The organism is Desulfobacca acetoxidans DSM 11109 (genome assembly GCF_000195295.1).
In the GTDB taxonomy this organism is placed as follows: Bacteria; Desulfobacterota; Desulfobaccia; order Desulfobaccales; family Desulfobaccaceae; genus Desulfobacca; species Desulfobacca acetoxidans.
In genome coordinates this window covers 1,811,729-1,823,750 of record NC_015388.1, presented here as the reverse complement: position 1 = coordinate 1,823,750, position 12,022 = coordinate 1,811,729, and the positions used below count along the sequence as shown (strand labels likewise).

Here is a 12,022-nt window from a genome sequence, read left to right as displayed (position 1 = left end):
TAGGGCGGCAAAGCGAAGCTCATCCCGTCTTCTAAAATTCTCCGGCACCCATTCTCATGGTTTGTAGGTAACCGATAGGTAATGGCAAAGAGAAGCTCAACGTCTCAAATCGCCTTTAAAGTTTTGGCACATCAAAATTCAAATCCGAAAGATCACCTCCCTGACAAACCTTCTTCTTTTTCTTCCGTTTTAAAGTTCTCGGCTTTTTCGGCAAGGGCGGTGCTTTCTCCGGACGGATTTCGGCTACAAAGTCATAAGATTCACCCAGATATTGATATTTTTTGGGATGTGCTTGAAGGCATTGATAATAGACCTGTTTGCCGTCAACATAGCCGATAAGCTTGATATTTGGCTGCCAGGAAACGTATTCCAACCAGCCATGCGCCGGTACTATTAGGGCGGCACCGCTATTGGCCGATAGAAGGGAAATATCATAATTGGTAAAATTCTCTATCAACCCGATATACTTCTTTTTCTTAATCCTTCTGTCCTGAAAGATCGGCAGATCGGCCACCTCTGGCAGTGCTCCGGCATCACACTGCCGCAAGATATCTATCGCACCGAGAAATTCAGAAGATTCCGCCGGCCCACGGTTGGGTCCATAAACATCTCCCAGGTATGAAAACTTTTGCACCTTGCCCTGCTCATAAATTATTTCCTGCCGGGTATGATTCATCGGCTGAGAAGTAGCACACCCCCCCATGAGTAGCTGCGCCACCAACAGCGGTAATATGATTCCCCACATTGTCCTTATCATCTTACATTACTCAACCTGGTGGCCAAAAGGTTGATATCCCTTCTTTTTTAGCGGCGCATCGGAGAACCTGTATTCCCGAACCCCGCCATAGAGGTCATCACAGGATACCGTGTCCAGGCGGCGACTATAATTAATCATCGCCACCGCCCGGGCAAAAGGAAGGGGATTCCCCTGGGTTTCAACCTGCCCGGAGGAACCTCCGGCAATAATAGTTCCGAGTCCGAGGCCACTGCCACCTCCCCCGCCCCCTCCACCACCCAGCCAGAAGCTGGAAGGAGCGCTAATCTGTCCGGAACGACTGTCACTATACTGCCCCACGGCGAAGCCATTGGCGTCTGTACTGATATTAGTCGAATTGTTCACCGCCAGATTGGAAGTACACCCCCATAGACACCCGCAGATAAGGAAAAGTAAACTGAACCGGTACATTATCTGCCCCTTTCTCTATTCCGGAAACGCCAAATAGCGCCTGATGACTGTCCGGCATGAATCGGCAGCCCAGACCTTCTAGCCCGTGCAAAACGTAATTTTTGAATAACAACCGGAAATCTTATTTTCTTATTAGTATCATTCGGCTGTCAGGCACATTTTCTTTAAAAAAACCTTGACTAAACCAGCCCCTCCATATCCACTGCCTCCCCCGTGAGTTCGGCTACCTCAAGAAGTAGGGTGCGCAGCAACTCGCCTTCCGGCACCGTCCGGACCATCTCCCCTTTCTTGATAAGGGCGCCTACGCCCTTGCCACCGGCAATGCCTACGTCCGCTTCCCGGGCCTCGCCGGGACCGTTGACAACGCAGCCCATGATAGCCACCTTGATAGGCTTGGTCAGCGGGGCCAGTCGTCTTTCCGCCTCTTCGGCCAGGCTGAAGAGATCAATCTGGCAACGGCCGCAGGTGGGACAGGAGATGATCTCCACGCCCCGCTCCCGGATATGCAAAGCCCGGAGGATTTCATAGGCCACCCGCACTTCTTCGACCGGATCCCGAGTTAGTGAGACGCGCATCGTATCGCCAATACCCTCGGACAACAGCCAACCGAGCCCGAGGGCGGATTTTACCGTACCGGCGATGAGTCCCCCGGCCTCGGTGACGCCGATGTGCAGGGGATAGTCCACCTCTTTGGAAAGCTGTCGGTAGGCCGCCACGGTCACCAGGACATCCGAGGCCTTCAGTGAGATCTTGAAGTTATCGAAGTTCCAGTCCTCAAACTGCCGCACCCAGCGCCGGGCGCTGGCTACCATTGCCTCAGGAGTAGGACCGCCGTAGCGCTCCATCAGATCTGCCTCGAGAGAGCCGGCATTCACCCCTAAACGCAAGGACTTGCCCAACATCCGGCAGGCCTCCACCACCGGCCTGGTCTTCTCAGCTCCGCCAAGGTTACCGGGATTAATCCGCACGGCATCAGCTCCGGCCTCGAGGGCGCCGAGAGCCAGCTTATAATTGAAATGAATATCGGCGATCAAGGGAGCAATACAAACCTCCCGGATTTTTTTAAAACCCTCTAAAGCCGCATCATTGGGAATTGCCAGGCGCACGATCTCGCAGCCGGCATTAACCAGGCGTTGGATCTGATTTGAGGTAGCTTCGACATCACAGGTATCGGTATTGGTCATAGACTGCACCGATACCGGTACCCCGCCGCCGATCTGGATATTACCGACGAAAATAGCCCTGGTCGGCCGCCGGGGTTTAAGCAGGTTAGATTTGAATTTCACGTATGCCCCCTGTTACCATTTCGAGATAGAATCATTCTATCCCTTCAGTCAAAAACCGCAAGCGCCCCCTTCCGGGCCAGACACGTTTGACCTGATTGTCTGTCGGGTTGGTTGAAAAACAACGTTTCTGGCTTCCGGTTTCCATTTTTTGGTAGTTACCAAGAACATAGAGCTCCGAATATCGAGTTGTTCTTGACAGATACAAGACTCGCCCCTACCGACGGGCCTGTCGATACTGTGGTGCCCTAGGACGGAAAAGCGAAGCGCATCCCGCCTTCTGAAATTCTCCGACACACTCTTTCGTGGTTCGCGAATGACCGGTAGATCATGGTAATTACCGCTCAGAAAACTTCGAACTGATCAGAGAATCGCTGCCTGCCGGACACGTTCCAGAGATGAAGGTCTAGCAATCAGAAACGTATGGCGGCAGAGGGTTGCCGTCCAGGACCAGCCGTTCGTGCGACAGAAGATAGCGTTTATAATTGAGACCGGCGCTGAAACCGCCCAAGCCGCCGTTGGCGGTCAGCACCCGATGACAGGGGATGATGATGGGCAGGGGATTGACCCTCAAGGCTCCCCCAACGGCGCGGGCACCGCCAGGCATACCTATGCATTGGGCCAATTTCTGGTAGGAGGTAAGACCTCCGAAAGGCGTCTGCCGCAAAGCCTGCCAGACGCGAACTTGAAAAGCCGTTCCTCTCATGTCCAGGGTGAGTCGGCCGAAGTCTGGTATTCGACCATCAAAATAGGCCCCCAGCGCCGTAACCGTCTCCCATCGCCAGCGATGCAGATCTGCCATCAATTTCGCTTCCGTTGGCCGGACTCGCACCGGCCACTGCGGCCCAAGCTGCTGGCCGGGATGATTGAAATACACCGCCCGCAAACCTGAACGGGAAAAATACAGCCATAGCGGGCACAGTGGGGTCTGGAGCATTTCCCCCCAGATGTCGGAGACTTCCCCGCGGTCAAAATGTGAGCGAACTCGCCTCATCCCGATATCAACCAAAATCGGACAGATGCCAAGATCGACGTTCTATTCATCAAGTGCTCGCGGTATTACGAGCCAGGATGGCAAACCACAGATTATCATCCAGCACCTGTACCACCTCAAGAGGCAGACGTTGCATCCGGGTAATAAACTTGTTAACTTCAGTCCCTATCAGACCGGAGAAGATATACCAGGGTTTATTAAAAAAAACTTCCTGATCCAACATACTGCTCAGGACGCTAAAAAAAATGTTTGCCAGGACCAGGTCCGCGGGCGTGGCCAGGTAATCCAAGACATCGCCGCAGACAAACGTGATATGGTTTTCAGCCCGGTTATATACCGCGTTTTTCTGTGCCGTAGCGATGGCTAAAGTATGGTTGTCCACCGCTAGGATACGTTTTGCCCCCATGGCCAGACAGGCAAGGGAGAGGATGCCAGTGCCGGTCCCCAGGTCCAGGACCGTGGGCAACGTGGTGGTGTGGTAGAGGCGGCTGATTAATCGGAGGCACATCTGGGTAGTGGGATGAAAACCGGAACCGAAAGCCACACCGGGGTCTAATCGGATAAGCTGTTCTTCTGGCTGCGGATGCGGCTCCTCCCAAAAGGGGCAGAGATAAAAACCGGCCAGGCGTATGGGAGTAAGAGGCTGTCCGGCCTCCCAATCCTTATAATCAATAATTGTCTCCGAAAGATAACGCTGGATCTGCTCCTCTCCCAATAGTGCCTTGACTTCCCTTTCCCTCTTGAGGGTGAAAAAGAGGTAGGAACAGTCTCCTTCCCGCCAGCAGCCTAAAAATTTCCTGTCCGCCAGGTCCGGTGGCAGGATAAGTTCGCCCTCTATCTCGTAGATAAAGAGCTTCTGATAGGGACATTCAGCCAAAAGGTTTCTCTCCTCACGTTAAGGGGAAGATTGATGCTGTTTAGCATCGCTTGCCACACCTGCCACTGCTTTAGTTTGGTCAACATTTCTTGGCGTTTCAACCTGCTGCCCGCCTGCCCCAAGCAACTGAGGTGCTACTAAGTGTCAAGTTTTTGGTTTCAAGATTAAAATGGGATGAGATATAAAGTAAAAACAGCGCGGGCAAAATCAACTTTCTCCTTTTTTGGCATTCTGAGCGTAGCGAATAATCTAATGTTATTATTGTGTTAATATCTCCCACGGCATTCAGGATGAGAAAAAACAGCAATTTCGCCAGAGATTTTCATTCTACTGAATTAAGCAGGTCGGAGCAAGTTAATCGTTCCGAGCCGGATGAGTATGTCTGGAGAAGTTTGGAATGCCAACCGGATGATAGCAGCTTGGGCAGTGGTTTTTAATATGATATAAATTGTTATATTCTGCTGATCACAACGAAGCATGAAAACAGAACCGTGGCAGCTGCTCATAATAATACTTTTTCTGCTCACCGCTCACTGCCCACTGTTTTCTTATAATTAAAGAAAAATCCTGTCATCTACGGAACCCTTGCAATTGATACTCCCCAAACTTTTTAATGTTAAGACTAAGATAACCTCGGCGTGGAGACAAATCATGGGGAATCCTTCTCAATCCCAGACTGAGTTGACGCTGGCTGCCAGATACTCCCATTTCCAGCGTCTATTGGCGGCCAATAACCAGGTGCTCTATCTCATGAGCGATCTGGGAGAGAAGCTTTCCGGTGACTTCCTCTTCGATCTGCAGTATATCCGCTCGCTCTGCAGCCGCCTGGCAGAACAGACGGGGGAGATGGTGGCGGCCCTCAATGGTTTGGGCAACAACCGCTACCTGGAACTGGAAGAGGCCCGGCAGCGCATCGTTGCCGAGGTGGAAGACATCCTGAACCGGCGGCGTGAAATTCCACCCGCCCCTTTTGTCATGTTTTTCGAGGAATTGCCGCAGGAAGCGGTAGAAATCGGCGGTGGCAAAAACGCCAACCTAGCCCAGGTCAAAAATCGCCTGAAACTTCCGGTTCCTAACGGCTTTGCCATCACAACGTCTGCTTATAAAGCATTCCTGGATCATAATCACCTTGCCGAACGGATCACCGAAATGCTTAGCCAATGGAGTATGGCTGATCTGGACACCCTGGGCCGGGTGAGCGAAGAGCTGAAAAAAATGATCCGTCAGGCTGAGATGCCGCCGCCCTTGGCTGAAGCCATCCAAGTCGCCTATGATCGACTGGCCCGGCAGGAAGGCGGGCACCCTCGGCTGGCGGTGCGGTCCAGCGCCGTCGGGGAAGACCTGGCGTTTACTTTCGCCGGGCAATATGCTACCTACCTGAACGTCAAACCCGAAGATTTGATCGCCCGCTATAAAGCGATTATAGCCAGCCTCTTCACTGCCCGAGCATTGTTTTATTATAAAAACAAGGGATTTAAAGAAGAGGAAATGTCCATGGGCGTGGTGGTAATGCCCATCATCTGCTCCAAGGCCAGCGGGGTTCTCTTCACCCGCCGACCCGATCCGGGGGAACCGGACGGGATCTTGATTAACGCCGTCTGGGGACTGGGAAAATACGCTGTGGCTGGTCGGGTAAATCCCGACTATTATCTGATAGCCTACGACCCGCCCGGAGCTATCCTGGAGCAGTCCATTCCTGCCAAACCGGTAATGTTGGTCTGCCAATCCGAGGGCGGTGTGGCGGAGGTCCCAACGCCGCCCGATATCGTTGAGACCGCCTGTCTATCCCACAACCATCTTCAGACCATGGCGAAATGGGCGGCAGTACTGGAACAACACTTCCAAAAACCCCAAGACGTGGAATGGGCCCTGGATAGCCAAGACCGGTTATGGCTCCTGCAGTCCCGTCGGCTGCGGGTGGCTGCCAAAAAGCAGGTAAGTGTTAGACCCAGGACATTAACCGATTATCACGTCCTGCTGGACGGCGGAGTAGTGGCAAGCCGGGGGGTAGGCGCCGGACCGGTTGTCATCGTCCGTCAAGACCAAGACCTGAAAAATTTTCCTAACGGCGGCGTGTTGGTAGCCCGCCACTCTTCACCAAAGTTCGTCACGGTGATGCATCAGACCGCAGCCATCATCACCGACGGCGGCAGCCCTACCGGCCATATGGCCCTGTTAGCCCGGGAATTTAGAGTCCCTGCCATCCTTAATACCGGCAACGCTACGCAGGTGCTCTCACCCGGACAGGTGGTGACCGTTGATGCCAACTATAAAAATGTCTATGCAGGCAGGGTTGAGGAACTGCTCACGCCGATGCCGGCAGATGACGACGAGTTGACCGAAACCCCCGTCTTTCAAACCTTAAAGGCGATAGCCAAAAAGGTTGCCCCCCTGAATCTGGTCAATCCCCAGGACCCGACTTTTGCCCCGGCCTATTGCCAGACCATTCATGACATCGTCCGCTTTGCCCATGAATATTCCATGCGGGATATGTTTAACCTGCGTGAGGGCTTTGATAAAAATGAAGGAGAAGCCTGTGACCTGGAGTCCGATCTGCCCTTTAAGATCAGAATGCTTGATATGGGCGGCGGCCTGAAGTCAGCGGGAGGGCGGCGAGTTAGGCCAAAAGATATCACTTCGATCCCCTTCAAGGCCTTCTGGGAAGGGGTAAGGGCTATGCGTTGGCCCCAGGGCAAACCCACCAGCACTACCAGCCTCAGTTCGATTTTCGTCAAAACCGAAGAGGAATTGGCTGAGGGCGAGACACCCTATCGGGATCAGAGTTATGCCTTGGTCTCGGACAATTATATGAACTTCAGCATCCACCTGGGCTACCATTTCTCCAGCGTAGAGGCCTACGTCAGCGATCAGATCAACGACAACTATCTGACCTTTCATTTCCATGGGGGCGGTTCGACCCCCGAACGCCGGGAGCGCCGGGCCCGCCTCATCGAAACCATCATCGATCACCTCCACCTGCAGTACAAACGTAAAGGCGACATCATCGAAGCCAGACTGGCCAAATACCCCCGGGCGCAAATGCTCCAGCGCCTGGTCATCATGGGAAAATTAACCAGTTATACCAAACAACTGGATATGGTGCTCTTTTCCGACGGCATCGTCGACTGGTATATCAATGATTTCGTACGGGAACACATAACCGGCAAGATCATTGATTAATTTAGATCCCCCTCATCTTAATCGCTAGGATCTCAAAGTGGCAGTCAAACGCAAGGGATTGAGCAACAGGTCCAGGGCGTCGGTAATAGACCGGACCATGACATCAGCGGCCCGAATTGCCTCCCCGGAGGCGCCCTCTGCCAACATGATTGCTACTCCCAAACCGGCCGCCTGCAGCATGAGGCGGTCATTGCGGCCGTTCCCCATGGCGACCGTCTGGCCCGCCCCAAGCTGTTGCACATAGCGGAGTTTGGCCTCGGCCTGGGACTCTTTCCCCAAAATCGATACCTGGCAGGGCAGGTGCGCCATCTGCTGCCGCACAATCCCAAAGGTATCAGCAGTAATAACGTGGATCTGAAGATCTTGCGCCAGCGTCTCCAAACGCTCAGCCACACCTGGTACCAGCCTGCCGTCTACCGCCACGGTACCGTTATAATCCAAGACCAGATGCGCCAACTCAAGAACTTTAAAACCAGGGATGTCGATCATCAGCATGAGCTCGAGGCATCCTTTCACATAAATTGTCAGGTTCCGGTGATCACAACGAAATATGAAAACAGAACCGTAGAAGCTGCTCACAATAATGCATTTTCTGCTCACTGCCCACTGTTTTCACATAGACATGATACAGCAGCATGATCGTTGCCGGCTCCCAGGACAGAGCCCCGGAGAGTCAGGAGCAACTCATTCCTTACCGGGAGCTTCTAAGTCTGCCAAATCCCTCTTTCTTCCCAAGGCGCGTGTATTGGCCATAAACTCTTTACGGCCGATAAAATACACCGGAACATCTCCATATCTGGCTGCGATGCGACCGGCAGCGGCTTCCGCTCAGGTAACGCCGGAGAGAAAAACCTCTATCCGGACGGAACACCGTTGAACCGATTTTAGCCTATACTATCGATAAAACAAAGCCCTGGCAAGCAGAATGCAAACGCCGGAGAGGCTAAACCCCGTCCCCCCCAGCGTTCCCCTTTACTTGCTCTTCACCGCAAAGATTATGGTTTTGGCACCGTGCTGTCAGACTGTTTGGACTTCTTGACATCCTGATAGCCCACCAGGTTCTCCACCCGGGTGCGGTAAGGTTTGCCCTCCAGGCAGCGTCCCACGATGATCAGTCCCATCCATTTTTCCTTTTCACCGGCCACCTGCTCCAGGATAGTATCGAGGGTGCCCTTGACCACCTTCTCTTTATCGGGATAGCCGGCATTATAGACTACGGCGATGGGCAGATCTCCGGGATGGGATTGCCGCAGCAGCGGCACGAGATTGGGAAGCTCCCTGATGCCCATATAAAACACCATGCTAATCGGATACTTGGCCAGTTCGCCGAGCATTTCCTTGCCGCTGCCGGTGAAAAAATACGGCGAGGTCTGCATCACAAAACGCGTGTCGTAGGCCGGAATGCTGGATTTTTTCAGGGCCGCCATGGCCGCCGTAAAGGCCCCCACTCCCGGAATGATCTCTACCTGTTGCGGCTCAAAACCTTCACTAAACCAATGGGATGGCCCGAAGAGGCAGGGATCGCCGCTGTCCAGCAGGGCCACGGTTTTACCTTGAGCTAATTTCTCCTTTATCTGGCGGACAATCTCCTCCCGGATTCTGATCCGCTCTTCCTGAAAGGCCCGTTTTTCTTCTAGCTTCATCTTGGGAAGTTCTTCCCAAGGCTTGCCCTTATAATCCCACATGCCCTTCCAGGGGTCGGCCAGAACAGGCTTATCTTTCACGTAAGGCTTAAACCGCTCCACCATCTTATCTTCGCAGAGGATGTAGTCCACCCCCTTGATGACTTCCAAGGCCCGCAGCGTGGTATGCTCCGGACCGGCGGGACCGACGCCTACGACATAAAAAGTCCCAGGCTTGATGGAACCGGAATGAGCGGAGATTGCTCCGACCAACAACATCAGACATCCAAGCAATACCGTAAAACTCAAACGAAACCGCAATTGCATGATATCACCTTTCCAAGGAAATTCGCTTAAAATTTGGTTCCAATAGTAAATCCGAAGGTCTGCCGGGGCATATAGTAGCCCTGGATTTCCTGATAGCGGGTACCCGTCAGGTTGTTGCCAAAGACATTGAGGGACAACTCCTGCTGCCAGAAGCGGAACTTTTGCTCAAAACCCAAGTCCAAAGTAGCATAGGCCCCAAGCTTGCCGGTGGCATGCTTTTGGACTTCACGAGCACTCAGGAAGCGTACATCGGCCTGAAGCCAGCCGTCTTCCCAAAGCCTGGCCCGACCCATCATCTTGATTTTGTGTTTAGGGCAAATGAGTGGCAGATAGTACGACCAGTCCTGTTGAAAAGGAGAATAAGTGGCGTCAAACCCCTGATAGCTGTAAGAGACCATGCCCCGGAAGCGGTTTTTAAAGTCCAAGGCCGCCTCCAACTCTACCCCGTACATCTTGACGCTCGGGATGTTGTACAAACAGTTGCTGCCCAGGCCGGTTCCCGGCGAGGTAATACCACTGTCGTTCATAAAATTTTGGATATCGTAGTAATAAAACGTGCTCCTTAAGGTAAGGGGTTTAAAGTTCTGAATGATACCGGTTTCATATTCCCACGCCGTCTCCGGTCTTAACACCGGATTATCCAAGGAGGCGCACCGCGCCCACCAGTAGTAGTCTCAGGGGCAGGGCAGGCGCAACGCCCGGCTGACCGCGGCATACAACGCCGTGTCCGGGGTGGCCTGCACGTCCAGTTTGAAGCTCGGGAACCAGTCCGATTCTCGTTGTTCCTTACCTGAAGTGGGAAAGACCGGGGCCGGCTGACCCTGTTCAAACCAGGAATAGTAGGTGTCCATCTGAATGTTATAGTAGCGCACCCCGCCGGTAAAGGTCACTTTATCCCACAGCTTGACCACATCTTGCAAATAAGCTGATTTTACTATATAGATCATCGGATTCGACGGCGGCTGTCCTAATAATTGGTAATCAAATCCGACGGTCAGATAGTCTTTAAGATAATTTCGCTCGAACAGCTTGATATCCCGGTATTCCGCCAAAATTCCCTCGGTTACGTCACGGGTATCGACGTTGGTGAAGACATTTTTCCCGGCCTGCACCTGATAGTAATGGATATCCCGGCGGCCGTTGGTGGTGTAAGCGTGTACCTTGGCGGTCCCAGGACCCAGCGGCGCAGTCAGGATGAGATCCAGATAGTAGGTATCTTTATTCCACTGTGGGATGGGTTCGCCGGGAAGCTGGATAGCGGTGGGCAGGTGGCGCAACGCATCGGCAGTAGATAGAAAGGGAGGATAACTCGGATCAAAATCCGTCCGGGTCGGGTCGTTGACCACCGGAAAACCGTATTGGACCTTGCTGTACCGAGCCCCTAGCCAGAGGGTAGATTCAAACGGCAGAAAGAACTGCAGACCTCCGGCATAATTGTTGTTCCACTGAAAATTGTTGCGCAAATACCCGTCAGTGGATTGCCGGCTGCCGGAAAAATGGTAGCCCACGAGGTTGGCTATCCCGCCATCCACCGACCCCTGATTGAAATAGGTATTGAAGGACGAGTAACCGGACGAAATACCGACATCGGGCTTTAACTGGTCGGTCTTTTTTCCTTTTTTGGTAATAATATTGATAACCCCGCCAATGGCGAAAGGATGGAGCACCGAATGCGCCCCGCGGATAATCTCCACCCGTTCGATATCATCAACGGTCAGAGTAGACCAATCAACGATGTACCTCCCCATCTGGCCGGTATGATTGATCCGGCGACCGTCGATCTCCACCACCAGCCGACCTTCGCTCAACCCCCGGATGGCCACCTCATCGCCGGGGCTGGCCATCATGGCATTACTCCGCAACACATCAATACCGCCGATCTCCTGCAGCACGTCCTCCAGGGTGCGGACGTACCCCGGCTTCTTGAACTGATCCATGCGGATAATAGTCTTGTCCGTGGTGATCTCCACTCCCGGCTGCGGCGCCATGATGGTGATCTCCTCCAATTTTACCGCTTCGGTCGACTGTTCTTCGGCCTCCTGGGTTTCCGGCATTGTTTCGGCCCCCGCCGCCGCTACGGGGATAACCAGAAATATTAGCCATAACCCCAATATAAATCCTCTGAGAGCCATGAAACGCACCCCCCCCTTTTTTTTAAGGCAAAAAAAGTTCTTCCGTGCGTCACTGCCCCCATTGCCCTAATTCCCCGCAAATGGTACAAATGTGATGAGGGTGTGACGTTCGACGACATCCTTGGGGGCAGGCCGATAACCTTGGCCGGAGCGGCCTGCCCTCTTTCTCAATTAAGTTGAATACTATTCCTTGGGCTTTATTCTCCTTTCAATTATAAGGCCTAAGCCTTTAAGTCTGTGATCATTCTGGGCTCCTCAGGACGCAGACCCGGAGGTCTGCGCTACCGCACTATCCCCTTGGTTGCCAACCGGCATTAATCAACCAAAAAAATGCCACGAATCTCAACCTCTTTATGGCCGAGCCTTCGTGGCTTGGTTTGGTAATATTGCGTATTTTCGAGTCTTGTGGGAGAATTCACTC

At 53.0% G+C, this 12,022-nt stretch carries 9 protein-coding genes; 1 reads left to right on the top strand and 8 read right to left on the bottom strand.

Annotation, left to right across the window (positions count from 1 at the left end):
* Positions 1 to 115 precede the first annotated feature (115 nt).
* The 5 genes from DESAC_RS08015 to DESAC_RS15240 all read right to left on the bottom strand — a co-directional run bounded on the left by DESAC_RS08015 (position 116) and on the right by DESAC_RS15240 (position 4,340).
* Complete coding sequence (locus DESAC_RS08015; protein ID WP_148231207.1) at positions 116 to 745, bottom strand: hypothetical protein; 630 nt, start codon at positions 743 to 745, stop codon at positions 116 to 118.
* 18 nt (positions 746 to 763) lie between these two features.
* On the bottom strand, positions 764 to 1,186 hold the full coding sequence (locus DESAC_RS08010; RefSeq protein ID WP_013706572.1) for a hypothetical protein: 423 nt from the start codon (positions 1,184 to 1,186) through the stop codon (positions 764 to 766).
* 179 nt (positions 1,187 to 1,365) lie between these two features.
* Entirely contained in the window at positions 1,366 to 2,472 is a 1,107-nt protein-coding gene (gene ispG, locus DESAC_RS08005; RefSeq protein WP_013706571.1) for a flavodoxin-dependent (E)-4-hydroxy-3-methylbut-2-enyl-diphosphate synthase, read from the bottom strand.
* A 403-nt stretch (positions 2,473 to 2,875) separates the two neighbouring features.
* A complete protein-coding gene (locus DESAC_RS08000; RefSeq protein WP_013706570.1) occupies positions 2,876 to 3,463 on the bottom strand; it encodes a methylated-DNA--[protein]-cysteine S-methyltransferase in 588 nt (195 codons plus the stop codon).
* A gap of 49 nt (positions 3,464 to 3,512) precedes the next feature.
* Positions 3,513 to 4,340 (bottom strand): 50S ribosomal protein L11 methyltransferase, encoded by an 828-nt coding sequence (locus DESAC_RS15240; protein ID WP_013706569.1) that lies wholly within the window; start codon positions 4,338 to 4,340, stop codon positions 3,513 to 3,515.
* A 651-nt stretch (positions 4,341 to 4,991) separates the two neighbouring features.
* Here DESAC_RS15240 and DESAC_RS07990 point away from each other — a divergent pair.
* Positions 4,992 to 7,520: a PEP/pyruvate-binding domain-containing protein gene (locus DESAC_RS07990; RefSeq protein WP_013706568.1), complete on the top strand. Its 2,529-nt coding sequence runs from the start codon at positions 4,992 to 4,994 to the stop codon at positions 7,518 to 7,520.
* A gap of 24 nt (positions 7,521 to 7,544) precedes the next feature.
* On the opposite strand, the gene DESAC_RS07985 is transcribed toward DESAC_RS07990, so the two are convergent.
* The 3 genes from DESAC_RS07985 to DESAC_RS16610 form a co-directional block, all read right to left on the bottom strand.
* A complete protein-coding gene (locus DESAC_RS07985) occupies positions 7,545 to 8,015 on the bottom strand; it encodes an HAD family hydrolase (RefSeq protein WP_041283871.1) in 471 nt (156 codons plus the stop codon).
* A gap of 500 nt (positions 8,016 to 8,515) precedes the next feature.
* Complete coding sequence (locus DESAC_RS07980) at positions 8,516 to 9,469, bottom strand: SAM-dependent methyltransferase (RefSeq protein ID WP_013706566.1); 954 nt, start codon at positions 9,467 to 9,469, stop codon at positions 8,516 to 8,518.
* Between the two features lie 26 nt (positions 9,470 to 9,495).
* Complete coding sequence (locus tag DESAC_RS16610; RefSeq protein ID WP_441294343.1) at positions 9,496 to 11,601, bottom strand: TonB-dependent receptor, PCPU motif-type; 2,106 nt, start codon at positions 11,599 to 11,601, stop codon at positions 9,496 to 9,498.
* Between the last annotated feature and the right edge of the window lie 421 nt (positions 11,602 to 12,022).